The following is a 25,980-nucleotide window of genomic DNA, read 5'->3' as shown; positions in this document are numbered from 1 at the left end:
GAAATAAAATGTGCGGAATTTCTGGCTATTTTAATTTAACCCATGAAAAAATTTTTTTAGATAATAATGTCGTTTCTATTCTGAAAGATAGCATTAAAGATCGAGGCCCGGATTTTAAATCTGAGCTGATAACAGAAAATTTTAGCCTTTTTTTTAGTCAACTTTCTATTACTGGCAAAGGCCACCATACATTACAACCGTATTCTCAGAATAAAACGCATGTTGTTTATAATGGTGAGATATACAATTTTATCCGTCTGGCAAAGCAGTATACTCTATTCGATTTAGAGGAGAATAGCTGTGATGGTCAGATTCTCATTCCTTTGATAAGGAGAATGGGATTGACTAAGGCTCTGCGTGAGCTGAATGGTGCCTTTGCTTTGGTAATGATAGATGACGATAACATTTTTTTATCCAGGGATATTCTTGGTAAAAAACCTCTCTATTATTTGATTCAGAATGGCGTTCTCTTTTTCTCTTCTAACGTTTTAGGGCTAATGAGGATAAAAAGAGATATTGAATTAAATTTCAATGTGATTGCCGATTATTTTATGTTTAAATCATCCGGCTATGAATCCAGCTTTATTAAGGGAATTTTTGAGGTTCCAGCCGGGGGATTCTTATGGTTTGATCGCAATAAAAGAGGTCATGTTTCAATAAAATATCACTCCTTTAGTACTGAAAAGAAACAGGTTGAAGATGAGGAAGTTATGGCTTCGCTGGTTGATGCTGTGTTTTTGCGGTCGCGTCATTCCCGTCCTATTGCTTCTCTGCTCAGTGGCGGGCTAGATTCTTCAATTATTAATTATTTATTAAAGTTAAGTCATGTTGAGTTTGACGCGTATACCATCGGCAGTGATGATGGCTATAAGTTTGATGAGATACCGTTAGCAAAGGTCTTTGCCAGTCAGTATGGCATTAAACATACACCTTTATTGCTTAACGAGCATGAGATTCCTTCTTTATTGGAAGAATCCGTTTTGTCTATGGAGCAGCCAGTACAGGATCCTATTATTGTTAATTCTTTAGCATTAGCTAAGCAAATCAATAAAAATCATCGTGTTTTAATTACAGGTGATGGAGCGGACGAACTGTGGTACGGTTATTCGCGTTATAGCGATCTGATGAATACCGGTTGGTCAGCTTATTTTCGGTCACTCATTCTATTTACCCGGGATGAGATTCGGATTAAGGATTATGATATTGCCCATTACTTTGGTGGCAATATTCCCTCGGTTGACATTGAGTCTGTTACGCGGAAGGAGATGGAAATACGTTTTAAAAATTATCATCTTACTCGGATGGATAGAATTTTTATGAAAAACGGTATTGAAACAAGAAGCCCATTTTTAGATCCGACCCATATGCAACTAGCCATTTTGGTTTCTTCTGCGGATAAGTTTCAGAATGGTATTGGTAAGTATTTGCTACGTAAAATATTTTCCTCCTATCTCGGACATGAAATTAGTTACCGTAAAAAACAGCCATTTACTTTTCAATTTCACTTTCTAAAAAATAAAGAAATATTTAATTATTTTGCCTTGCCTCTGTTTGATAAAAATTCAGTCGTACATGATTATCTTTTTCTTGATGATCTTAAAAATAAATGTCTGCGAGTGGAGGATTGGAATATGCATGATTTTAATAAACTCTGGTCTGTGAAGGTTTTTGATTTGTGGTATAAGAATGTTTATCAGGAGTGTTTATGATAAAATATATTGAATATCTTCCGCTTAGTCACAATGAAAAAAGGACGTTTGTATACTTTGCACTTAATATAGAAGACAGTGAACCCAGCGGTTTAGGTCATGGATATACCAATGTGAAGTTTTCGCCTGATTTTAAAAATCACTCATGGAGAATGTATGGGCTTTATGAGGGGATGTTTAATATTCTGGAAAGGTTTGCCGTTCATCAGGTTCCGATAGCTTTATTGATTAATTCCAATATAGTCATCAAATATCCTTTTCTGGCAAAAGCGCTACAATCTTATAAAAATATTGAGATCGTGGCTCATGGAAAAACTAATACCGATTATTTTCACGAACTGACCTATAATCAGCAAATTAACTATATTAAGGAAGTCAAGAATACGCTGGAAGATTTTTTCAGCGTTTCTGTGGAAGGTTGGTTATCTCCTTGGATTAACGGTAATGAATATACACTCAAAGCGTTGTCTGAGTCTGGCTTTTATTATACGCTTGATTGGTCTTGCTCAGATTTTCGTACAAAAATTACCTGTAATCATGGAACATTGGTTTCCGTACCTTATAACATTGAGGTTAACGATACTCCATCACTGTGCGCTAAGAGCCTAACGACCGGAGATTATTTTCAGTCGATGCGGGATTATATTGACGGGCTTTCTCTTATCGCCAATCAGAATATGTCACCGGTAGTGGCTTTTCCGCTGCATACTCCGGTTATCGGCAGACCTCATCGTTTACTGTATCTAGAACAGCAGCTATCCTTTTTTCAGCAGCTACATAGAGAAAAAAATATCACGCTGACTTTGCCTGGAGATATTGCCTGTCAGTAATAACACTAATTTACTTGCAATATATCTTATGGCAAATAATGCCATTACACATTTGAGTAAACCTTAATTCACTTATTCACAGAATTATTATGAATCAGACAATTGAACTACTCACTTCGCACCGTAGTGAACGCAGTTATCTCGACAAACCTATTCCTGAAGATATTTTGGCTAGTATTATTAAAGCTGCACATCTCGCACCGACATCGATGAATTCACAGCAGGTGTCACTGGTGGTGACCCGTGATGCGCGCCGCCGGGCCAGGATCGCAGAATTGGCTGGTGGTCAGCCGTGGATTGCTCAGGCACCGATATTTATCACCATAGTGCTGGACATGCACAAAACGTGTCTCGGTATGGCTATGAACGGTAAACAGCAGGTCGCGCATGAGAGTATTGAAAGCCTCATCTCAGGTTCAACTGATGTTGGTATCGCACTAGGCGCATTGATGATCGCAGCCCGTTCTTACGGTTTGGGTATCGTGCCGATCGGCGGTATTCGCCGTGATCCAAAAGCGATGATTGACCTCCTGCAATTGCCGGAACTGACTTTTCCCGTGGCCGGTATCGTGATCGGTTATGTCGATATCGCCGCACAGCAGAAACCGCGTTTGCCACTTAACAGCTTCTGCCATGACGAACGTTATCGCGGTGAACTCTTGCCAGAAGCGATTGAACAGTACGACAAAACGCTAATGGCGTACTGGCATCATATCGGTCGTAGCAACGGTAACAATTGGAGCACGAATACCGCCAATTATTACCAAAATATCTATTACCCGAATGTACTTTCTACCATTCAGCAGCAGGGTTTCAAACTGGACAAATAACCTATGTGAGATTTTATTTTCTATACCTCAAATAAAATTGGGGTTTGAGGAGCAACGGAACGAAAAATCAATTGCCTTGAATGCAACTTGTGTTGGAATCTGGTTGATGAAAAGTAATATTTTAAGGACTCCCTATTTGACCATCGTATTGAGATGGTCATCAATCTGTGTCTGCGCATACAACGATAAGCACAACTTTCTTGGGTTAACATCCAGGGTGATCTTACCTGATGAAAACCGCTTTTTATTCGTAGCAAAAAGCTAAATCAAGGTAAGATGAAGGGCAAAGATTGCCATCAATGGTGCAGATATGAGTGTAGAAATCGAATTAAAACTTATCGCCAAACCACAAGCTATTCCTGCAATTCGTCAGCAATTATTGTTATTTCCTCATGACTATTTTTCTCCCCAAAAGTTGAACAATATCTATTTTGAAACGCCGGATAACCAACTGCGCGGTCTTGATATGGGGTTGCGGATCCGTGGTTTTGATGATCAATATGAGATGACGATTAAAACAGCCGGTAAGGTGGTTGGAGGTTTGCATCAGCGGCCGGAATATAATGTGCCATTAGCTAAGCCGGAACTGGCATTGACTCTGTTTCCACCGCACATCTGGCCTGACAATTGTGATGTGGAAGCATTGCAATCCCGTTTGAAGGCGTTATTCAGTACTGACTTTATGCGTGAGAAGTGGGTGGTGACTTATGGACAAAGTGAGATTGAAGTAGTGCTCGATCAAGGAGAAATTGTTGCAGCAGACCGTAATGAGCCAATCTGTGAGTTTGAACTGGAGTTAAAGCAAGGAACTATAGCCGATGTATTAGCGTTGGCGGTTGAGTTGGCAAAATCAAACGGCTTGCGGCAAGGAAATAGAAGCAAAGCGGCTCGTGGTTATCAGTTAGCTCAGGGCAAACCAAAGGCAGTTTTACTTTCAACTCAGATAGAAATTGATATGCAGCAGTCATTGCCTGCGGTACTCACGGCAATACTGGTACATTGGCAGGAGCAAGAGGAACGTTGGTTGGCCGGTTTGTCAGACGGTTGGGATGGTTTAAAGCAAATACTAACTTTGATTCAGCAGATGATCGAATATTCTAGTGAGCCGGAACCGTTGGATAACCAATTAGTTGCTATTAACCAGAAATTATTGGATACGGAAACAGAAGCTGAAACGCTATGTCACAGCTCACTCTATTTGCAATGTAAGTTGGCACTGACTATGTGGTTAATCAATCTCTCCGCTTAAATAACAGGAATTCTCTATGTTGCCACTTTCAACTCCGCTTCTGGCCCAGTTACAGCGTGTGACTGAACATTTTCATCAACTGACTTTGAACGTTGAGCCTGTTGCTGCTCATGAGCAGGCCATATTATCACTGAGTGATTTTGTTGTTGAAAACCTGCAAACTCATCCTGAATGGTTAGCTGAGATCCGCCAACATCCACCTGAAGCGCAGGAGTGGCATCAATATGCTGAATGGCTGCAACAGTTACTCGTATCAGTAGAGGATGAAAATACCCTCATGCAGGTTTTACGCCAGTTCCGTAACAAGATTCTGGTCAGAACAGCCTGGTCGCAGGCGCTACATAGCATTACGACTCAGGAGACACTGCAACAGCTTAGTATGTTGGCTGAAACGTTGATTATTGCTGCCCGTGATTGGTTGTATCAGCGTTGTTGTCAGGATTGGGGAACGCCTTGTAATGAGCGGGGCGACCCACAACCGCTGTTAATTCTCGGTATGGGAAAACTGGGCGGTGGTGAGTTGAACTTCTCTTCTGATATTGATCTGATTTTTGTCTATCCTGAAAACGGCGTGACCCAAGGTGGCCGGCGTGAAATGGATAACACCCAGTTTTTTACCCGCCTGGGGCAGCGTCTTATCAAAGTGCTCGATCAGCAAACTGTGGATGGTTTTGTGTATCGGGTAGATATGCGCTTGCGCCCGTTCGGTGATAGTGGCCCATTGGTGTTTAGTTTTGTTGCACTGGAAGATTACTATCAAGAGCAAGGGCGTGATTGGGAACGTTATGCAATGGTGAAAGCACGGATTATGGGTTCGGGCAACCAAGCGTATGGTGAAGAGCTGCGCCGGATGCTGAGACCGTTTATCTTTCGCCGTTACATTGATTTCAGTGTGATCCAATCCTTGAGAAATATGAAAGGCATGATTGAACGGGAAGTGCGTCGCCGTGGCTTGAAAGACAATATCAAACTGGGTGCTGGTGGTATCCGTGAAATTGAATTTATCGCTCAAGTATTCCAACTGATTCGTGGTGGACGTGAACTGTGTTTGCAATCTCAGGCGTTGTTACCAACTCTTCAGATAATAGCGCAGTTGGCGCTTTTACAACCATTGCAGGTGAAACAACTGGCTGGAGGTTACCTCTTTTTGCGGCGGCTAGAAAATCTTTTACAGTCAATTAACGATCAACAAACTCAGACTCTGCCAGAAGATGAGCTGAATCGTTCACGACTGACGTGGGGCATGGGATTTGAAAGTTGGGACGCTCTGGTAATTGAATTAAACGGCAAGATGGGCGCTGTTCGGGCTATTTTTACGCAATTAATTGGCGATGACAGTGATAATAGTGAAGAGGAACCTGGTCATGTGCCATTTAAAAGTCTGTGGCTGGAAAATCTCGAAAAAGAAGAGTTAATCATACTCGCTCCGCACTTGGGTGAAGTGATTGCTCAGCAGATATTGCATATTATTTCTGTGTTCCGTCATGATGTGGGCAAAAGAACCATTGGCCCTCGTGGGCGTGATGTGCTCGACCATCTGATGCCACGTTTGTTGGCAAAAGTCTGTTTACGGCAAGATGCCAATCGGGATGTCAATAATCAAGATGTTAATAATCAGGATGTTAATATAGTGCTAGAGCGGGTTATTCCGTTGTTGTTAAGTATTGTCAGCCGTACAACTTATCTGGAACTGATATTGGAATCGGACGCTGTACTGACACATGTTATCCGGTTGTGTGCGGCTTCACCGATGATCGCGACTCAGCTTGCCTGTCACCCATTGTTGTTGGATGAGCTGCTTGATCCTCAATTTCTGTATGAACCTTTGCCATTGAATGCCTACAAGGATGAATTGCGACAATATTTGTTGCGGATACCTGAAGATGATGAAGAGCAGCAATTAGAGGCACTCCGCCAGTTTAAGCAGGCGCAATTACTGAGGATTGCGGCGGAAGATATCACGGGTGTGTTGCCGGTGATGAAGGTCAGTGATCATCTCACTTATCTGGCGGAAGCGATTATTGAAGCGGTTGTTCTACAGGCGTGGGGGAAAATGGCAAAACGTTATGGTGTTCCATCACATCTGAGTCAGCGGAAGGGATGGGGATTTGCTGTGATTGGTTATGGCAAATTGGGCGGTTGGGAGTTGGGTTACAGTTCTGATCTTGATTTGGTTTTCCTGCTTGATTGCCCGATGGATGTAATGACCGATGGTGATCGATCGATTGATGCCCGGCAATTTTATTTGCGTCTTGCCCAACGAATTATGCACTTGTTCAGTGCTCGAACCTCCTCTGGAGTGTTGTATGACGTGGATGTCCGTCTGCGTCCTTCAGGGGAATCAGGCATGTTAGTCAGTACCATCGGTGCGTTTGCTGATTATCAGCAGAATCAAGCGTGGACTTGGGAACATCAGGCGTTGGTACGTGCTCGTATGGTATTTGGTGATGAAAACTTGCATCGGGATTTTGAGCGGATACGCCATCAGACGTTATGTACGCGACGAGAACCCGTTTTGTTACGCCAGCAGGTAAGGGAAATGCGGGAAAAGATGCATAAACATTTAGGTCGTCACCATTCAGATCAATTTGATATTAAAGCTGATTCGGGGGGAATCACAGATATCGAATTTATCGCTCAATATTTGGTGCTTCGCTACGCAGCTGAAAATGAGCGTTTGGTACGTTGGTCGGATAATGTGCGGATTTTTCAATTAATGGCGGCTTATGACATTATGGATGAAGATGAGGCAGCCGCATTAACACAGGCTTACGTTTCTATGCGTGATGAATTACATCATCTGGCGTTACAGACGCTTTCCAGTCGAGTATCAACCCACTGTTTCAGTGAGCAACAGGAACGGGTACGTTGTAGTTGGCACCAGTGGTTGGGGGAACAATAACGGGTTTTATCGGTTTGGTGTAGGGATTTCCCAGGCGTATGATAATATTTGGCACCAACTAATATCTAATGTTTGGAGCAAGGGATGAAAATGACACTCCCGGATTTTCACTGTGCAGGGGTTTTAGTCGTCGGTGATGTTATGTTAGATCGCTACTGGTATGGACCAACCAGCCGGATTTCACCGGAAGCACCGGTGCCTGTTGTAAAAGTCAATACCATTGAGGAGCGTCCGGGAGGCGCTGCCAACGTTGCTATGAATATTGCGGCTCTTGGGGCAAATTCACATTTAATCGGTTTGACTGGGATTGATGACGCAGCACGTGCGCTGAGTGAGAAACTGGGCAGAGTTAAGGTGCGTTGTGATTTTGTTTCTGTGCCGACCCATCCGACAATTACTAAACTACGGGTACTTTCCCGTAATCAGCAGTTAATTCGCCTGGATTTTGAAGAAGGTTTCGATAACGTCGATGCGCAGCCAATGTTTGAGCGCATTGAACAGGCGTTACCTCATATTGGGGCATTGGTTCTATCTGACTACGCCAAAGGTGCGCTAAGTCAGGTTCAGGAAATGATCAAACTGGCAAACGCGGCCAAAGTCCCGGTATTAATCGATCCGAAAGGTAGTGATTTTGAGCGTTATCGTGGTGCAACTTTGCTAACGCCAAATTTGTTTGAATTTGAAGCGGTCGTGGGCCACTGCAAAGATGACAATGAATTGGTTGAGAAAGGTACCCGGCTAGTTAAAGATTTAGATCTTCAGGCATTACTGATCACCCGTTCTGAACAGGGGATGAGTTTATTGAGTGTTGATCAACCACCACTGCATTTGCCTACGCAGGCGCAGGAAGTGTTTGATGTTACGGGTGCCGGTGATACGGTTATTGGCGTGCTGGCAACGGCGATTGCGGCTGGAAAGCCACTGAATGAAGCTTGTTTCCTGGCGAATGCTGCCGCGGGGGTGGTGGTTGGCAAACTGGGAACGTCGACCGTTTCGCCGATTGAACTGGAGAATGCTATCCGTGGACGCGCTGAAACGGGTTTCGGTGTGATGACCGAATTTCAGCTTAAACAGGCTGTTTTTAATGCTCGTCAACGCGGTGAAAGGATCGTGATGACTAATGGCTGCTTTGATATTCTGCATGCAGGTCATGTCTCTTATCTGGAGAATGCCCGTAAACTGGGTGATCGGTTAATTGTTGCTGTTAACAGTGATGCATCAACTAAACGGCTGAAAGGTGAGAACCGTCCTGTTAATCCATTAGAGCAACGAATGATTGTGTTATCTGCCCTGGGCGCTGTGGATTGGGTTGTGCCGTTTGAAGAGGATACACCACAGCGATTGATTGCGGATGTCTTGCCTGATGTATTGGTAAAAGGGGGCGATTATAAACCGGAAGAAATTGCTGGTAGTGAAGAAGTTTGGGCTGCGGGCGGAAAAGTCAAAGTGTTGAACTTTGAAGATGGTATTTCGACAACCAATATCATCAAGGTAATTAAAAATCAGTAAATAATGCTTTAGCTTGTCATTGAAAATAGCCAGAAGATATTATTGCATTGATCACTGTAAATTATTTATTTGATCATATTATTAGAATGAAAGTCGGGCAAGATATGAAATCTTCCCGGCTATTTTTTATTTAATCCGTGCTGAGTTGAGTGATATTTCATCATAAATAATGTGGATATTTGTAATATCGGGTGCGAGTAATATAATTGACGATATGATATTATAATAATTTAAGTTAATATAATTTTATTCTCTGATAGGTGGGGGATTAACCAGAAGAAATGTGATGTAACAGATAGTTTTTTATCTTTGTGGCATAAAATGCTGGTCACGTAACGTCGGCTTATTCATAATGATTTCTGATATAAATGATTTTTTAATGAAATATGTTATCTACAACTTTTACATCTTAAAGTTAGTAGATAAACGGATGAATTTTTTACGCAGGAATAAGTTCTTATGCAAGGTAAGTTGATTTTATCTTCAATTTGTTTGGCTTCGGCAATATTAGCAGGGTGTACAACTGAATCTTCTAATACCGTCCAGATACAAAAAGTTAATTCTTATAATACGGTATATCAAGGTGTTCGTAGTCCAATTGCGATTGGTAAGTTTGAAAACCGTTCCAGTTATCAAAATGGCATTTTCTCCGACGGAGTTGATCGCCTTGGTAATCAATCTAAAACGATTTTAGTCTCGCACTTACAGCAGACGGGGCGCTTTACGGTGCTGGAACGTACGAATATGGCGGAACTGAAAGCAGAAGCGGGTTTACAAGGTAAATCGCAGAAGTTGAAAGGTGCTGCTTACGTTATTACCGGTGACGTGACTGAATTTGGCCGCAAAGAAGTGGGTGATCATCAGTTATGGGGGTTGTTAGGGCGTGGTAAATCACAGGTGGCTTACTCTAAAGTTATGCTGAATGTGGTGAACGTAGAAACTTCCGAAGTGGTTTTCTCTGTGGCAGGGGCAGGGGAGTATAAATTATCCAACCGTGAAATTATCGGCTTTGGTGGCACTGCCAGCTATGATTCCACACTGAATGGTAAGGTACTGGATCTGGCCATTCGTGAAGCAGTAAACCGTCTGGTTGAAAGTATTGAAACCGGTGCATGGAAGCCATCTAATTAAGAAATATAGGGATATATATTCATGATGTTAATGAAAAAAGTGGGCTTATTGCTGGCAGCCATGACCTTAGCGGGTTGCGTCACCCAGCCAAAAACAATTTATGAGTGGGATAAATACCAGCCTACAGTTTATCAGTATTATCAGCAGGATAAGATGGGGTTTGAGGAGCAATTACAGGCTTTGCAGCAAGTGATTGAAAGAGCGAAAGCGAAAGATAAACCTGTACCGCCTGGGTTGCATGCACAGATGGGCTTGCTTTATAGCAAAACAGGTCGTGTTCCAGAAGCATTTCATCAGTTTGAAATAGAGAAAAAATTGTTTCCTGAGTCAGCGCCATTTATGGATTTTCTATTAAGTAAAAATAAAGGAACTATGCAATGAACCGTATTCTCGTCGCATTAAGTCTATTGGCGGCATTTGTGCTGACAGGGTGTAGTAAATCTGTCCCTTATGATTACACTGCATTTAAAGAAAGCAAACCCAAATCCATTCTGGTTCTGCCGGCGGTAAACAAATCTCTGGAAGTTAAAGCAGGGCACAGCCTAATTTCTCATGTGACATATCCATTAGCGGAATCGGGCTATTACGTTTTTCCGGTTGCTGTTGTGGAAGAGACATTTCAGCAAAATGGTGTGACAGCGGCACAGGATGTTCAGAATATTAGTTATAAAAAGTTGCATGATATTTTTGGTGCGGATTCGGCGCTCTATTTGGATATTGAAGAATATGGTACGCAATATCAGATTATTAACAGCGATACTCGTGTAGCGGCTTCAGCGAAGCTGGTGGATTTGCGTAATGGAAAACAATTGTGGCATGGACGGGCATTTGCCTCATCGACTGAAAATCAAAGCAGTTCGAATAGCCTTATTGGCATGTTGGTATCTGCTGTAGTTTCACAAATTGCTAATACCATTATGGATAAAGGTCATGAGATTGCTGGCATTACAAGTAATCGCTTACTGACAGCTGGTGGTAGTCATAGTTTGCTTTATGGCCCACGTTCTGCGCATTATGGTAAAGAACAGCATTTAATCTCTAATTAATGTGGATGTGATAATGAGCAGAATGTGATATCTGCTCATTATCACGGTTGTTTTTATGTGTGGTAATAATTACTCTTCTTTTGCTGTGTTATTAGCAGATGGAGCATTATTATTCTCAAACTTCGCTTCTAGTGCATTTAAACGCTGTTCCATCGCGGTCAATTTTTCACGGGTACGTAACAGAACCTGAGTTTGAATATCAAATTCTTCACGATTCACTAAATCAAGCTTGCCAAGTTGGGATTGCAAAATCATCCGTAATTTTTTCTCTACATCACCACCAAACTCTTTAACCCCCTTTGGTAAAGAATCTTGGATCTGGCGGGCAATTTGTTCAATTTTTTTGGGATCGAGCATGATGCATCCTTTTTTATGACATAAATAATTTCCGAATAGTGTAATACCAGATAGTAAAACCACAAACCATTGTGAGCCAGGTTTCACATTTGATTTTGTTGATTGCCGCCGGCAAATATTAGCGTTATAGTTCACTGGCTTATCTCAGGGCGGGGTGAAAGTCCCCACCGGCGGTAAACATCAATCCATCTTTCGGGTGGCATGGTGAAGCCCGCGAGCGCTCCGTTTGTGGTTATCTTCACGATAAAGCGGAGGTCAGCAGATCCAGTGTAATTCTGGAGCCGACGGTGATAGTCCGGATGGGAGAGAATAACGGCATCTGTCGAGCTCTATGCTCGTCTGTTGTTCCGGCTATGACATTTAATATTGTGTTATGAATATTATGTTATGAATATTGTGCCATGGCGAGAACTCCTCAAGACCGCCCTGATTCTGGTAATCCATAAATTTTAATGAGGTTTCTTTACCATGAATCAGACGCTACTTTCTGAATATGGCACATCATCAGAACGTGTTGAACACGCCATTAACGCTTTGCGTGATGGAAAGGGGGTGATGGTGCTGGATAACGAAGATCGTGAAAATGAAGGTGACATCATCTTTGCGGCCGAAACAATGACCGTAGAGCAAATGGCGCTGACTATCCGTCATGGCAGTGGTATTGTCTGCTTATGTCTGACAGAAGAGCGCCGCCAGCAATTACAATTGCCCATGATGGTAGAAAATAACTCTAGCCCATTCCAGACTGCATTCACCGTAACCATTGAGGCCGCTCAGGGAGTAACGACGGGGGTTTCCGCGGCTGACCGCATCACGACCATTCGTGCAGCGATTGCAGATAATGCCAAGCCAAGTGATTTGAACCGACCGGGACATGTGTTTCCACTGCGTGCCCAACCAGGTGGTGTGTTGGTTCGTCAAGGGCATACTGAGGCAACCATTGATTTAGTCAGTTTGGCCGGTTTTAAACCAGCAGGTGTATTGTGCGAATTAACCAATGATGACGGCTCAATGGCACGTACTCCTGAGGTGGTGCAATTTGCGAAACTGCATGATATGCCGGTGGTAACCATTGAAGATTTGGTGGCTTATTGTCAGGCAGTGGATCAGAAAGCCAGTTGAAACGTAATTATCTGATAATCGGCTGAAATATCGGTTATAACGTACGCATTCTCTAAAGTCACAGTTTGCGCAAGCTGTGGCTTTTCAGTTTTTTTGAAAAACTCTATCATCTTTAGCCCACTGTTTTACTTATCTGAAAGGCGTAACCTGTCCGCAAGTATTAAAATTACCTATACCTAATAGATTTCGAGTTGCAGCGCGGCGGCAAGTGAACGAATCCCCAGGAGCATAGATAACGATGTGACTGGGGTGAGTGAAAGTAGCCAACAAAGCAGCAGCTTGAAAGATGAAGGGTATATATTTGGTGTGAGAGGTCGTTATGAATATTTCCAGAATGCCGGCACTGTTTGTTGGTCATGGCAGCCCAATGAACGTACTGGAAGAAAATCGCTATACTAATGTGTGGCGTGAACTTGGTGAAAGGCTGCCTGTACCCAGAGCGATTCTGGCGATTTCTGCTCATTGGTACACTAATGGTACAGCGGTAACAGCCATGACTCAGCCGAAGACTATCCATGATTTCCGTGGCTTTCCACAGGAATTGCATGAAACTCAGTATCCGGCGAAGGGATCACCTGAACTGGCGGTTTTAGTACAAGAGATGCTGGAACCTGTGGAAGTTTATGCCGATCATCATCAGTGGGGATTGGATCATGGGACTTGGGGTATTCTGATTAAGATGTATCCTCAGGCCAATATTCCTGTGATTCAACTGAGTATAGATGATGCCAAGCCAGCGACGTACCACTACGAATTAGGCAAAAAGTTGTCTGCTTTGCGAGATGAAGGTGTGTTGATCTTGGGGAGTGGTAATGTTGTACACAATCTTCGTGCCACGAAGCGGCAGGAACCTCATGCTGAACCATACCTTTGGGCGGAATCATTTAACCATTATGTGCGTGATAACCTTACCAGTTATGAGCAACCTTACCCTTTGATTCATGCATTGGACAGAGAAGATGGCCTATTATCGAACCCATCTCCTGAGCACTTTTTGCCGTTGCTGTATATCATGGGGACGTGGGATGGAAAAGAGACGGTTTCCGTTCCTGTTGATGGTATTGAGTCCGGGTCATTGAGTATGTTATCTGTGCAAGTTGGTTAAATAGTCAATTTTTGTGCTGTATTGGTTGAAGTTTTTTACCCTTTTGTTAGGACCTCCGGCGGCGAGATCATCGCCACCTTGTCCGCGGAAAGGGCTGCGCCCATAAATTAATGGATGCAGGCTTTGTTGAGGTAGATGCGCTCCAAATCCTCTTGGGCTTTGAGTGTCCAATAAATTTCCATGCTTATGATGTTTTTAGCTTGGATGCGAAATTAATAACATCTGAATGGCTAACAATACGGCCTGTATCGACATCCGTAAGGCCAGACAAAATCATTTGGTGGCGACGCTCACGTTCCTCAATCATTGAGGTAAGAGCCTCTTTAATGATCCACGATTTTGAGCGGTCTAACTCTTTGGCTAAGTCGTTTATGGCTGTAGCTAGTTTGATAGGTATTTGCGCGGTAATCGTCTGTTTTGCTGATATGGACATAAGAACTCCCAATAATCGTTATTGACCACTATGGCATCAATAACGGTCAGATTCTTTGCTTTTTAAGGCATGATAGGTGACAGAGCTTTGCTTGCTTATTGCGTGAAAATGTATTGATGTTCCACCACTAAAAATTTCATTACCTAATAGCGGTGAGGATTTATCTATTGGTTTAGTGATTGAAATAGGTGAGTGATTAACATTTTGTTACCTGCTGATATCATGATCAAATGAGTAAACATAAATTTCATTTTCATGACCAGTTTGATATTTATTTCCGATGGAATCATAGGTAGAACAACCGCTGGATATCAGCCCTTACTTTTTACCTGTGATGGTTAAATATATTGTGTTCGCCATATTATTTATCCTTTTTTATAAGCTTGTAAGGGTACAATGTTTTTTCATCGGGTTTTCAAGGGAGGAATTTGCGGTATTTTACGATCTTCCTCATTCCTCCCTTGTCTGGATATTAATCCAAAATAATATGTGGATAGAAGCGAGATAAATCCTGAGTTATGAGTTCACTGTCTTCCCGCAAACCAATACCGCAAGGCTGATCATTTACCAGCCAGCTACCAATTAGCGTATAATTGTCACCGAATTTTGGTAGCGTATGGAATTGCTGAATGATCATGCCTTCTTTACCGTAAGGGCCATCAGCACTGGCAATTTCCTTACCATTCTCAATGATACGGATATTCGCCCCTTCCCGTGAGAACAGCGGCTTAATAACATAGCTGTCCATTGCTGGATGGTTATCATCAGCAAAATAAGCGGGTAACAGGTTTGGATGATTCGGAAACATCTTCCATAACATTGGCAGTAATGCTTTGTTGGAGATAATGCTCTTCCAGGCAGGTTCTAACCAGCGGACGCCGGCATCTTCCAGTTTGGTAGCGAAAATCTCACGAAACATCATCTCCCAAGGATAGAGTTTGAACAGATTGCTGATCACCTGGTCTTGCAGATCAGTAAACTGGCCTTTCTCACCTAGACCGATCTCTTCGATAAACAAGAATTCAGTCGGAACACCGGCTTCCAGCGCACAATCCTGTAAGTACTGAATGGTACCGCGATCTTCTTGCGTATCTTGACAGCAGGCCATGTGCAGTAAGCCAAAACCATGTTCATCACGCAACTGAGCAAAGCGTTCAATCAATTGTTCTTGCATGCTGTTGAATTGATCGGCATGTGCTGGCAACAAACCGGCATTCATCTGATCTTCCAACCAGATCCATTGGAAAAAAGCGGATTCATACAGTGAAGTTGGCGTATCGGCATTATTTTCCAACAATTTTGCCGGGCTTTTACCATCGTAAGCCAAATCCAACCGGGAATAGAGTGACGGCTGGCTGGTAATCCAGGAACTGCGGACAAAATCCCAGCAATGTTTTGGGATCTGAAATTTAGTCAACAGTGCTTCACTGTCGACGACTTTCTCTACCACCTGCAAACACATCTGATGCAACTCGGCAGTGGTATTCTCGATTTCTTCAATTTGAGCAAGAGAAAACTGGTAATAAGCATCTTCACACCAGTATGGCTCGCCATGCATGGTGTGAAAATTAAAACCATATTCTGTCGCTTTCTCGCGCCAGTCCGGGCGCTCAGTGATAGCAATGCGTTTCATCCGTGATTAGCCTCCCATTGAACGTGAAGTGGAGCCAGAAGAGGAACTGCGTTGCATGGTTGACTGTTTTGCAACAGAGTCACCGAAACCGCCACGGGTGACAGTTGTTGTCGTGGCGGGTTTTGGCGCCATAGCGGTTTTAGGAACCGTCATGGAACGGCCACCAGCCGTTGCAGGGCCATAGCTTTTGCCTGTCGCATCAACAAATTTACCGTTTGCCGGGCTGGTGGCAGATTTGGAGCTAAATAGCGGTTGTGATGGTGCTGCGCCGCCGCCCATCAGACGCCCCATCATAAAACCTGCCATCAGAGGCATCCAGAAGCTGCCACTTTGCTGCGGTTGGGCTTGTGCATTGCTATTCGCAGCTGTGCTGGAGCCATCCGGTGCACTGTTGCCAAGGCCCGCCTGTGCCGGAGCCTGAGTACATTGTGCCTCACCAAACTCAGCGATACAGTCTTCTTTGGTCGCATATTTAGGCGCTGTTTTTTCCGCTTCTTTCAACGCGTTGTTGTAAGTCAGATTACATTGTTCACTTTGTGATGGGTTTGCCTGAGAGCAATCATCTGCATTCATGTAAAGAGAGACGGTTTCATCACTCTGTTCACAGGCAGATAACATGAAAACCGCACTGACAGCGATTGCCACAGGCGCAAGGCGATAACTGCGCCAGGCTTTACGGAATGTGTCGTGGTTAATATTTTTGGTCCGCTTTATTGTCATAGTCGTATACCCAGATTTTAGGTGTCTGTGATTCTTTAATGAAATAGCTCTAAGGATAGGGGAAAGATGAACAAAATTAAAGCATAAACCTTCGAATTGCTCGCTTGATTTTTTGTCTGACAAAGAGGTTGTTGGATATTGATTATCTGGTATTTCGTTTAATCTGGTTTTAATGTTGAAAAAATATCTATTTTTTAGAAAAATAGTGCCGTAATGAATATTAAGAAAAATATCTGATTATTCTTTCAGAGCTCAATTGTAGTGGGTAATAAATAAAACAGCCCGCTTGATGGCGGGCCGTTAATTAGTGAAAGTGAAGGTTTGAATCAGTTACGACCAGAGGTTGCTGGCGTTGCCGTTTCCTGAACAATGCTGTTAGCGGAAGTTGGGAGCTGTTTACCTAGCGTATTATTTAGAGCAACTAAATCCTTCTCATTTAGCGTACCAATTGCGTGCTGGATATTCAGTTGATTAATCAGATAATCATAGCGGGCATTGGACAGCTTCTGTTTGGCATCGTACAACGTCGTAGTCGCATTCAGTACATCAACAATGGTACGTGTACCAACTTGATAACCCGCTTCCATTGCATCAAGCGAGCTTTGCGCGGAAACAACAAGTTGTTTATAGGCGTCGATACTGCTGATGGAAGCAGATATGTTGTTAAAGGAAGAACGGACAATTTGTACCACATTGCGGTAGGCGCTCTCTAATTGTTCGCTGGCGCTGACAAAACCATATTGTGCCTGTTCAACGCGGGAACTGGTTGCACCGCCGCTATAAATTGGCAGGCGAAGTGTCAGGCCAACGCTGTTGTCGCCATCATAGGAATTGCCAGGTTTGTTGCCCTTATAGCCAGAGCCGTGAATTTGACTGTTTGAAACGCCGGTGGAAGCGCCTAGTTCAATGGTTGGCATATGGCCGGTTTGGGCAGCTTTGATTTGCTCACGAGCTAAATCTTGGTCTAAACGGGCAGATAGCAGGCTCAAATTACGTTTTTCCGCCTCTTTAAGCAGGGTATCCACTGCGTCTGGTTTCTGTGTTTTGAAATGATCGATATTCAACGAGGCTAACTGTGGGTAATAAGTACCCGTAACTTGACGCAGGGCTTCTAATGCGTTGTCCAGATCATTTCGACCGGCAACTTCCTGAGCCAGCACATTATCATAGTTAGCGCGGGCGTTTTGGACATCGGTGATGGCAACCAGACCGACGTTAAAACGTTGAGTCGTTTGATCCAACTGGCGATAAATGGCCGCTTTCTGGGCTTCAATGTAAGAGAGTGTATCGATGGTACGCAGTACTTTGAAATAAGCTGTTGCACTATCCAGAATCAGTTTTTGTTCACTGCTTTGATAGGTAACATCAGCAATACCTGCCGTTTTTTCTTGTAAGTTCAATTGGCGCCATTTAGACATATCAAAAATGGTTTGAGTCAGCGTAAGTGTCGCGCTCAATGTATTGCTTTCTGTATCACGTTTATCGCGGTAACCACTGTTATAGGTGTATCCTGAATTTAATCCCAACAGAGGTAATAATGAACTACGGGATTCATTAATTTTTTCAAAAGCTGCATTGCGTTCAGCCATCGATTTACGTAGTTCAGGATTACTTTCTTTTGCTCGCTTATAAACCTGTAAAAGATCTTCAGCCTGACTAACCGAACTAAATCCCGCTAGGCTCATAGCGATAAAAAGGGAGAGCAGTTTCTTCATTTGCATTCCTTGTTGTGCAGCTATTTTGCTTAGTTGCCTTGATGAAAAACGAAATATCACTGATTCTAGCAGAGTATGCTATCAGCCAAAGATAGCTGTTTGTGCCATATTGCCTTAATTTAATTTAACTTTACACCACCAAAGGATGAATTTTTTAACTCTGCTTGATTAATATCATCTTAGCGGTTAGCAAGTCAGGAACTATTTAGGAAAATTTTATGAATAAAAAGTGGTCAATGCCAGCTATGTTAGGTAAACAGGATGTAGAAATTATCACGAAAAAAAATTTATACAATGGATTCTTTAAACTGACAAATTACCGTTTCCGTCATCGCCTGTTTGCCGGTGGTTGGAGTGAAGAGGTTAGCCGTGAAGTTTTTGAACGGGGCCATGCTGGTGCACTGTTGCCTTATGATCCACGTCGTGATGAGGTTGTCTTGATAGAGCAGATACGTATTCCGGCAATAGAGACGAAAGCAACACCGTGGTTACTGGAAATTGTTGCCGGTATGATTGAAGAGGGCGAAGATGTGGAACAGGTGGTGCGCCGCGAAACAATGGAAGAGGCAGGAATCGAAGTTAAACGTTGCAAACCGGTGTTGAGTTATCTCTCCAGCCCTGGAGGAACAACGGAACGTATCTCTGTGATGGTGGGGGAAGTGGATGCCACGACAGCTACTGGTATTCATGGATTATCTGGTGAACATGAAGATATTCGGGTGCATGTAGTCAGTCGTGAACAAGCTTATCATTGGACGGAAGAGGGAATTATTGATAATGCTGCTTCAGTTATTGCGATACAATGGCTGGCATTACACCATGAAAAGTTAAAAAAAGAATGGAATTCAGATAATTCCTAATTTTTAACCGAGAAAAGGGAAGTGTGTGCCAGTCAGCAGATCTCTTGCGTTAAAACGAGTTATGATGCTCGCCAATGACTTATAGGACAAGGAAACCATTTGGAAAGCCAGTTTGAACTGCCTGTGGTAGAGGGAACCACAGCCAAAATATTGCAAATAACAGATACGCATCTTTTTGCCGGCAAAGAAGATACTTTATTGGGTATCAATACTTATCGCAGTTACCAAGCGGTGTTGGATGCCATCCTCAAGCAAAATGCTGATATTGATTTAATCGTAGCGACAGGTGATTTGGCGCAGGATCAGTCGCTGGAAGCTTATCAACATTTTGCTGATGGTATTGCCCGTTTACCGGCACCTTGTGTCTGGTTGCCCGGTAATCATGATTACCAGCCTGCGATGGTGGATGCCTTGGCGGCGGCTGGCGTTTCTCCGTCGAAACAGATTTTAGTCGGTAAGCCCTGGCAACTTTTGATGCTTGATAGTCAGGTGCAGGGCGTTCCTCACGGGGAGTTGTCGGAATATCAGCTTGAATGGATGAAAAAGTGCCTGGATAGGCATCCTGAACGTTACACGGTGATTCTGCTTCATCATCATCCATTACCATCAGGTTGTACCTGGCTGGATCAGCATAGTTTGCGCAATTCACATATTCTGGCACAATATTTGCGAGGTTATTCACGGGTTAAGGCGATGCTTTGTGGGCATATACATCAGGAGATGGATCTAGATTGGAATGGCATCCGTATGATGGCGACACCATCAACCTGTGTGCAATTCAAACCACATTGTACCAATTTTATGCTTGATACCGTTGCTCCGGGATGGCGTTATCTCGAACTGTCTGTTGCCGATAATGGCGAATTTAGTTTGACAACTCAGGTCTATAGACTGGAAAGTAATGAGTTCTGCCCTGATTTAGATTCGGATGGATATTAGGTTGTGTTTGTCTCCTTGTGTTGCTGTGTTACTCTCTGCTTATTGGATTTGCTAAGCCTCACCATCTGTGGCGTGTCGCACGGGAGCATAGTGGCCGGTGGTATTTATGCACAATCGAGGGGCACGGCCTGATGTCAACGTTACTCTATTTGCACGGTTTTAATAGTTCCCCGCAGTCTGCAAAAGCCAATGCCTTAAAAGCGTGGCTGCATCAGCATCATCCTGAAATTGACATGCTGGTGCCTCAGTTACCCCCTTATCCTGAAGAAGTGGCCGAGCTGCTAGAAAATCTGGTGATGGAGCATGCCGGGGATGATTTGGGTATCGTTGGTTCTTCTCTCGGTGGTTATTTGGCGATATGGCTTTCACAATGTTTCAGCTTGCCCGCTGTGGTTGTCAATCCAGCTGTGCGTCCGTTTGAATTACTGCGGGATTATCTCGGGGAAAATATTAACCCCTATACTAACCAACGATATACGTTGGAACCGCGCCATATTCATGATCTCAAAAGCATGCGGATTGAACCGCTGGAGTCACCGGATCTCATCTGGTTATTGCAACAAACCGGAGATGAGGTGCTGGATTACCGCCAGGCGGTGGCTTATCTGGTATTATGTAAGCAAACTATTGAATCTGGTGGTAATCATGCCTTTATCGGATTTGAACACTATTTCCCACAAATCATCAACTTTCTTGGGCTTTCTAGTGATGGCGAGAAAAAACTTGCCAAAAATGTTTGAACGACTGGTATTATCACCAGTATACAAAACTGATTAGCCTTTTAATCAAGAAGCAACCAACAGAATTACAACATGACTCAATCTAGTTACAACGCAGATGCCATTGAAGTTCTCAGTGGTCTGGAACCGGTTCGCCGTCGTCCGGGAATGTACACTGATACAACGCGTCCGAACCATTTGGCACAGGAAGTGATTGATAACAGCGTGGACGAAGCTTTAGCGGGTCACGCTAAACATATTGAAGTGATCCTTCATAGCGATCAGTCACTGGAGGTCATTGATGATGGCCGTGGCATGCCGGTTGATATTCATCCAGAAGAAGGGGTTTCAGCGGTTGAATTGATCCTGAGCCGCTTACATGCCGGTGGTAAGTTTTCGAATAAAAACTATCAGTTTTCTGGAGGTCTCCACGGTGTGGGGATCTCGGTGGTTAACGCTTTGTCCAAGCGGATTGAAGTCACCGTTCGCCGTAACAGCCAAATTTATCAGATTGCTTTTGAAAATGGCGATAAAGTACAAGAGTTGGCCGTGATTGGCAGTTGCGGTAAACGTAACACCGGTACCAGTGTTCACTTCTGGCCTGATGAAAGTTTCTTTGACAGCCCACGTTTCTCGGTTTCCCGTTTGACCCATTTGTTGAAAGCGAAAGCGGTTTTATGTCCGGGAGTGGAAATTGTTTTTAAAGATAAGATTAACGATACCGAACAGAAATGGTGTTATGCCGATGGTCTGACTGACTATCTAATGGTTGCGGTTAATGGCCTGATAACATTGCCGGAAGCGCCTTTTGTCGGTACTTTCAGTGGTGCGACCGAAGCGGTTGATTGGGCGCTGCTCTGGTTGCCGGAAGGGGGGGATCTCCTGACTGAGAGTTATGTGAACCTGATCCCGACGATGCAGGGCGGTACCCATGTAAACGGGCTGCGTCAAGGGTTACTGGATGCCATGCGTGAATTTTGTGAATTCCGCAATATCCTGCCACGCGGTGTGAAGCTTTCTGCCGATGATATCTGGGATCGCTGTACTTATGTTCTGTCGGTAAAAATGCAGGATCCGCAATTTGCTGGTCAGACGAAAGAACGCCTCTCTTCGCGCCAATCTGCCGCCTTTGTTTCTGGTGTTGTCAAAGATGCTTTCAGCTTATGGCTGAACCAGAACGTTCAGGAAGCAGAGCAGTTGGCTGAACTGGCGATCGCCAGCGCACAGCGCAGAATGCGCGCCGCGAAAAAGGTTGTGCGTAAAAAACTGACCAGTGGTCCTGCGTTACCGGGAAAACTGGCTGACTGCACATCACAGGATCTGAATCTCACGGAGTTATTTTTGGTGGAAGGGGATTCTGCGGGCGGCTCGGCGAAGCAGGCCCGTGATCGTGAGTATCAGGCGATCATGCCGTTGAAAGGGAAAATTCTGAATACCTGGGAAGTCTCTTCGGATGAAGTGTTAGCGTCACAGGAAGTCCATGATATTTCAGTCGCTATTGGCATCGACCCGGATAGCCACGATCTCAGCCAGTTACGCTATGGTAAAGTCTGTATTCTGGCGGATGCCGACTCAGATGGCTTGCATATTGCGACGCTGTTGTGTGCATTGTTTGTCCGCCACTTCCCAACATTGGTTAAGAATGGCCATGTTTATATGGCAATGCCGCCCTTATATCGTATCGATTTGGGCAAAGAAGTGTATTACGCACTGGATGAAGAAGAGAAGATGGCGGTGCTGGATCGCCTAAGCCGCAAACGGGGTAAGCCTAACGTACAGCGCTTTAAAGGGTTGGGTGAGATGAACCCACTGCAACTGCGTGAAACGACGTTAGACCCGAATACCCGCCGTCTGGTGCAATTGACTATCAATGATGAAAATTATCAGGAAACCTTCTCTGTGATGGATATGCTTCTGGCGAAAAAGCGTTCAGAAGATCGCCGTAACTGGCTGCAAGATAAGGGTGATACCGTGGAAATTGAAGTGTAGCGTCCACAGGGATAGTCAAAGAAGATTCTGAGGAAATTAATGAATGAGTGAGATAACTCACGATGGCGTGGAGCGTTTGCCGCTCCACTCGTTTACTGAAAACGCCTATTTGAACTACTCCATGTACGTCATCATGGACAGGGCGCTGCCTTTTATCGGTGATGGTTTGAAACCGGTTCAGCGCCGTATTGTTTATGCCATGTCAGAACTTGGGCTGAACAATACCGCTAAATTTAAGAAATCCGCCCGTACCGTGGGTGATGTATTGGGTAAATACCATCCACATGGTGATGGTGCCTGTTATGAAGCTATGGTGCTGATGGCACAGCCATTCTCTTACCGTTATCCGCTGGTGGATGGACAAGGGAACTGGGGGGCGCCGGATGATCCTAAATCTTTCGCCGCGATGCGTTATACCGAATCCCGTCTGTCCAAATATGCAGAATTGTTGCTGACGGAATTAGGTCACGGCACTGTTGACTGGGTACCGAACTTTGACGGCACGTTGCAGGAACCGAAAATGTTGCCGGCGCGTTTGCCAAATATTCTGCTGAATGGCACCACCGGTATTGCGGTGGGGATGGCGACGGATATCCCGCCTCATAACGCCCGTGAAGTGGCGAATGCACTGGTTATGCTGCTGGATAAGCCACAGAGTTCCCTTGATGATCTGATGGAACATGTTAAAGGTCCTGATTATCCGACCGAAGCGGAGATCATCACGTCGCACGAAGATATCCGTAAAATTTATAAAAGTGGCCGTGGTTCGGTACGGATGCGAGCTGTTTGGTCAAAAGAAGATGGCAATGTGGTGATCACCGCGCTGCCACATCAGGTTTCTGGTGCCAAAGTATTGGAACAGATCGCTAACCAAATGCGGGCTAAAAAGCTGCCTATGGTTGATGACTTACGTGATGAATCTGATCATGAAAATCCCACTCGTCTGGTTATTGTCCCTCGTACAAACCGGGTTGATTTGGAGCAGGTGATGAATCATCTGTTTGCGACCACGGATTTGGAAAAGAGTTATCGCGTCAACCTGAATATGATCGGATTGGATAACCGTCCGACCGTGAAAGGGCTGGTTGAGATCCTCTCCGAATGGTTGGTATTCCGCCGGGAAACGGTTCGTAAGCGTTTGAACCATCGTTTGGAAAAAGTCCTTAAGCGCTTACATGTGCTGGAAGGCTTACTGATCGCATTTCTCAATATTGATGAAGTCATTCACATTATCCGTAGTGAAGATGAGCCAAAACCGGTATTAATGTCACGTTTTGGTTTAAGTGAGACGCAAACGGAAGCCATTCTTGAGCTGAAATTACGCCACTTAGCTAAACTGGAAGAGGTGAAAATCCGTGGCGAGCAGAATGAGCTGGCAAAAGAGCGCGATAAGTTACAGGCGATTCTGGGTTCTGAGCGCAAACTGAACACGCTGTTGAAGAAAGAGATCGTGGCTGATGCGGCCACTTATGGTGATGAGCGTCGTTCTCCAATGAGAGAGCGTGATGAAGCCAAAGCGATGAGTGAGCATGACATCACACCTTGTGAGCCGGTGACCATCGTATTGTCCGAGATGGGTTGGGTACGTAGTGCGAAAGGCCACGATATCGATCCGGCCGGGCTAAATTACAAAGCAGGCGATAGCTTCCGTGGTGCGGCTCGTGGTAAGAGCAATCAGCCGGTGGTTTTTATTGATACAACAGGTCGCAGTTACTCGCTTGATTCGCGGGATTTGCCTTCTGCCAGAGGGCAGGGGGAACCACTAACGGGCAAATTGACTTTACCCGCCGGGGCAACGGTAGAACATGTACTGATGGCGCCGGATGAACAGAAGTTTCTGATGGTTTCTGATGCCGGTTATGGCTTTATCTGTAATTTTAGTGATTTGGTTGCTAAAAACCGAGCGGGTAAAGCACTGATTACATTGCCGGAAAATGCTTGCGTCATGACGCCGCTGGAAATTAATAACCCGCAGGATGATATGTTACTGGCAATGACCAGCGCAGGCCGGATGTTAATGTTCCCGGTTGCAGATTTGCCGCAACTTTCAAAAGGGAAAGGGAATAAGATAATTTCTGTTCAGTCAACCGCGGCAAATGACCTGTTGAGTTGGTTATTGATACTATCGCCACAATCGTCTATTACACTTTACTTTGGAAAACGTAAATTGACGTTGCGTCCCGAAGATCTTCAGAAATTCCGTGGAGAACGTGGTCGTAAGGGAACACCTCTGCCTCGTGGGTTGCAGCATATTGAACGGGTTCAGGTTGAAACACCATCTGCTATTGGCGTAACTAAATAGTGGGATTAAATATACCTAACGGGCCTAAAGGGGCCCGTTAAATAAGAGGGGACTATGTTAGCAATTATTCGCGGCATTATTGTTATTCTGTTTTCGATTGTAGTGTGTGTCTCTGGTGCTATTTACTGTTTATTCAGACCACGTCACCCTGACCATGTTATGGTGTTTGGTAATATGTTTGGCCGGTTGTCGAAAATATTTGGTGTCAAAATTATTGAACGTATTCCTGCTGAAGCCAGGCATTATGGTCCGAGTATCTACATTGGTAACCACCAAAACAACTATGACATGATAACCATGTCCAATGCGGTTCAGCCGGGCACGGTGACGGTAGGTAAAAAAACTTTGGTGCTGATCCCATTTTTTGGTCAGCTTTATTGGTTGGCTGGCAATATTCTGATTGATCGCGCTAACCGCGCTAAAGCACATGGGACGATTACCCAGGTTGTGGAGCAGATTAAAAATCGTCGTCTTTCTGTTTGGATGTTTCCGGAAGGGACACGTAGTCGTGGTCGTGGTTTGTTGCCGTTTAAAACCGGCGCTTTCCATGCTGCGATCTCGGCGGGAGTGCCGATTGTCCCGGTCTGCGTTTCTTCCATCACTAATGGCAATATTAAGCTGAATCGCTGGAATAATGGTTCCGTCATTGTTGAAATGTTGCCCCCCATTGATACTTCTGGATATACCAAAGAGCAGGTGCGTGAGCTGGCAGAATATTGTCATAAAGTGATGAAAGCTAAAATAGCAGCGTTGGATGAGGAATTGGCCGCAATGGAGAAGCAGGGCAAGTACTCATAATAGGTTATTTTTGACCACTCTTTCATAATAAAGTGTGGGACTGACAAAGGCGATAGCTTTTAAGCGTACTTTAATCCTCACA

At 44.2% G+C, this 25,980-nt stretch carries 22 protein-coding genes, 1 pseudogene and 1 riboswitch; of the genes and pseudogenes, 17 read left to right on the top strand and 6 right to left on the bottom strand.

The genetic code is table 11. From position 1 onward, the window contains the following. Nucleotides 1-8: 8 nt before the first annotated feature. From asnB to D3222_RS15170, 9 genes are all read left to right on the top strand, one after another. Nucleotides 9-1,709 (top strand): asparagine synthase (glutamine-hydrolyzing), encoded by a 1,701-nt coding sequence (gene asnB / locus D3222_RS15210; RefSeq protein WP_118986908.1) that lies wholly within the window; start codon nt 9-11, stop codon nt 1,707-1,709. Then, nucleotides 1,706-2,539, top strand: a complete 834-nt coding sequence (locus D3222_RS15205; protein ID WP_118986907.1) for a hypothetical protein — start codon at nt 1,706-1,708, stop codon at nt 2,537-2,539. The genes asnB and D3222_RS15205 overlap by 4 nt, the downstream gene beginning before the upstream one ends. 89 nt (nt 2,540-2,628) lie before the next feature. Then, nucleotides 2,629-3,369 carry an NADPH-dependent oxidoreductase gene (locus D3222_RS15200; RefSeq protein WP_118986906.1) on the top strand — a complete coding sequence of 247 codons (741 nt, stop codon included), beginning with the start codon at nt 2,629-2,631 and terminating at the stop codon, nt 3,367-3,369. 310 nt (nt 3,370-3,679) lie between these two features. Then, a complete protein-coding gene (locus D3222_RS15195) occupies nt 3,680-4,618 on the top strand; it encodes a CYTH domain-containing protein (RefSeq protein ID WP_118986905.1) in 939 nt (312 codons plus the stop codon). Nucleotides 4,619-4,634: 16 nt separating this feature from the next. Continuing rightward, on the top strand, nt 4,635-7,520 hold the full coding sequence (gene glnE, locus D3222_RS15190) for a bifunctional [glutamate--ammonia ligase]-adenylyl-L-tyrosine phosphorylase/[glutamate--ammonia-ligase] adenylyltransferase (protein WP_118986904.1): 2,886 nt from the start codon (nt 4,635-4,637) through the stop codon (nt 7,518-7,520). 84 nt (nt 7,521-7,604) lie between these two features. Continuing rightward, the gene (gene hldE, locus D3222_RS15185; RefSeq protein WP_118986903.1) at nt 7,605-9,029 is read left to right on the top strand and encodes a bifunctional D-glycero-beta-D-manno-heptose-7-phosphate kinase/D-glycero-beta-D-manno-heptose 1-phosphate adenylyltransferase HldE; all 1,425 of its coding nucleotides are present in this window, start codon (nt 7,605-7,607) and stop codon (nt 9,027-9,029) included. A gap of 459 nt (nt 9,030-9,488) precedes the next feature. Next, nucleotides 9,489-10,160, top strand: coding sequence for a CsgG/HfaB family protein (locus tag D3222_RS15180; protein WP_118986902.1), 672 nt, complete (start codon nt 9,489-9,491; stop codon nt 10,158-10,160). Between the two features lie 21 nt (nt 10,161-10,181). Then, complete coding sequence (locus D3222_RS15175; protein ID WP_118986901.1) at nt 10,182-10,541, top strand: DUF4810 domain-containing protein; 360 nt, start codon at nt 10,182-10,184, stop codon at nt 10,539-10,541. Further along, entirely contained in the window at nt 10,538-11,206 is a 669-nt protein-coding gene (locus tag D3222_RS15170) for a DUF799 domain-containing protein (protein ID WP_118986900.1), read from the top strand. Before D3222_RS15175 ends, D3222_RS15170 begins: the two co-directional genes overlap by 4 nt. Before the next feature lie 69 nt (nt 11,207-11,275). Here the strand turns inward: D3222_RS15170 and ubiK are convergent, their stop codons facing one another. After that, nucleotides 11,276-11,563, bottom strand: coding sequence for a ubiquinone biosynthesis accessory factor UbiK (gene ubiK, locus D3222_RS15165; RefSeq protein ID WP_118986899.1), 288 nt, complete (start codon nt 11,561-11,563; stop codon nt 11,276-11,278). A 137-nt stretch (nt 11,564-11,700) separates the two neighbouring features. After that, nucleotides 11,701-11,878, top strand: a riboswitch (FMN riboswitch). 153 nt (nt 11,879-12,031) lie between these two features. On the opposite strand from ubiK, the gene ribB reads away from it, so the two are divergent. Both ribB and ygiD read left to right on the top strand, forming a co-directional pair. Further along, nucleotides 12,032-12,685, top strand: a complete 654-nt coding sequence (gene ribB, locus D3222_RS15160; protein ID WP_118986898.1) for a 3,4-dihydroxy-2-butanone-4-phosphate synthase — start codon at nt 12,032-12,034, stop codon at nt 12,683-12,685. Nucleotides 12,686-13,004: 319 nt separating this feature from the next. Then, entirely contained in the window at nt 13,005-13,790 is a 786-nt protein-coding gene (gene ygiD, locus D3222_RS15150; RefSeq protein ID WP_118986896.1) for a 4,5-DOPA dioxygenase extradiol, read from the top strand. A 184-nt stretch (nt 13,791-13,974) separates the two neighbouring features. Here ygiD and D3222_RS15145 read toward each other — a convergent pair whose 3' ends face one another. The 5 genes and pseudogenes from D3222_RS15145 to tolC form a co-directional block, all read right to left on the bottom strand. Next, the gene (locus D3222_RS15145) at nt 13,975-14,223 is read right to left on the bottom strand and encodes a CopG family ribbon-helix-helix protein (protein WP_118986895.1); all 249 of its coding nucleotides are present in this window, start codon (nt 14,221-14,223) and stop codon (nt 13,975-13,977) included. 132 nt (nt 14,224-14,355) lie between these two features. Further along, nucleotides 14,356-14,538 (bottom strand): annotated as a pseudogene (tssD, locus tag D3222_RS26480) (type VI secretion system tube protein TssD); the annotation flags it as partial. Nucleotides 14,539-14,695: 157 nt separating this feature from the next. Then, a complete protein-coding gene (locus D3222_RS15135) occupies nt 14,696-15,856 on the bottom strand; it encodes a glutathionylspermidine synthase family protein (RefSeq protein WP_118986894.1) in 1,161 nt (386 codons plus the stop codon). A 6-nt stretch (nt 15,857-15,862) separates the two neighbouring features. Beyond that, on the bottom strand, nt 15,863-16,576 hold the full coding sequence (locus D3222_RS15130) for a DUF1190 family protein (RefSeq protein WP_118986893.1): 714 nt from the start codon (nt 16,574-16,576) through the stop codon (nt 15,863-15,865). A 326-nt stretch (nt 16,577-16,902) separates the two neighbouring features. After that, a complete protein-coding gene (gene tolC, locus D3222_RS15125; protein ID WP_118986892.1) occupies nt 16,903-18,291 on the bottom strand; it encodes an outer membrane channel protein TolC in 1,389 nt (462 codons plus the stop codon). 218 nt (nt 18,292-18,509) lie between these two features. Here tolC and nudF point away from each other — a divergent pair, with 218 nt between their 5' ends. The 6 genes from nudF (at nt 18,510) to D3222_RS15095 (ending at nt 25,898) form a co-directional block, all read left to right on the top strand. Further along, nucleotides 18,510-19,151, top strand: coding sequence for an ADP-ribose diphosphatase (gene nudF / locus D3222_RS15120; RefSeq protein ID WP_118986891.1), 642 nt, complete (start codon nt 18,510-18,512; stop codon nt 19,149-19,151). Nucleotides 19,152-19,250: 99 nt separating this feature from the next. Beyond that, nucleotides 19,251-20,090: a 3',5'-cyclic-AMP phosphodiesterase gene (gene cpdA, locus D3222_RS15115; protein ID WP_118986890.1), complete on the top strand. Its 840-nt coding sequence runs from the start codon at nt 19,251-19,253 to the stop codon at nt 20,088-20,090. 131 nt (nt 20,091-20,221) lie between these two features. Further along, nucleotides 20,222-20,830, top strand: a complete 609-nt coding sequence (gene yqiA, locus D3222_RS15110; protein ID WP_118986889.1) for an esterase YqiA — start codon at nt 20,222-20,224, stop codon at nt 20,828-20,830. A gap of 72 nt (nt 20,831-20,902) precedes the next feature. Then, complete coding sequence (gene parE / locus D3222_RS15105; protein WP_118986888.1) at nt 20,903-22,798, top strand: DNA topoisomerase IV subunit B; 1,896 nt, start codon at nt 20,903-20,905, stop codon at nt 22,796-22,798. A gap of 43 nt (nt 22,799-22,841) precedes the next feature. After that, nucleotides 22,842-25,100: a DNA topoisomerase IV subunit A gene (gene parC, locus D3222_RS15100; RefSeq protein WP_118986887.1), complete on the top strand. Its 2,259-nt coding sequence runs from the start codon at nt 22,842-22,844 to the stop codon at nt 25,098-25,100. Between the two features lie 54 nt (nt 25,101-25,154). Then, entirely contained in the window at nt 25,155-25,898 is a 744-nt protein-coding gene (locus D3222_RS15095) for a 1-acylglycerol-3-phosphate O-acyltransferase (protein WP_118986886.1), read from the top strand. The last annotated feature ends 82 nt before the right edge of the window (nt 25,899-25,980 follow it).

The organism is Photorhabdus sp. CRCIA-P01, assembly GCF_003545805.1.
GTDB classification, from domain to species: Bacteria; Pseudomonadota; Gammaproteobacteria; order Enterobacterales; family Enterobacteriaceae; genus Photorhabdus; species Photorhabdus antumapuensis.
Note: the sequence above shows the minus strand (reverse complement) of the source record. Positions and strands in the feature narration are given on the sequence as shown.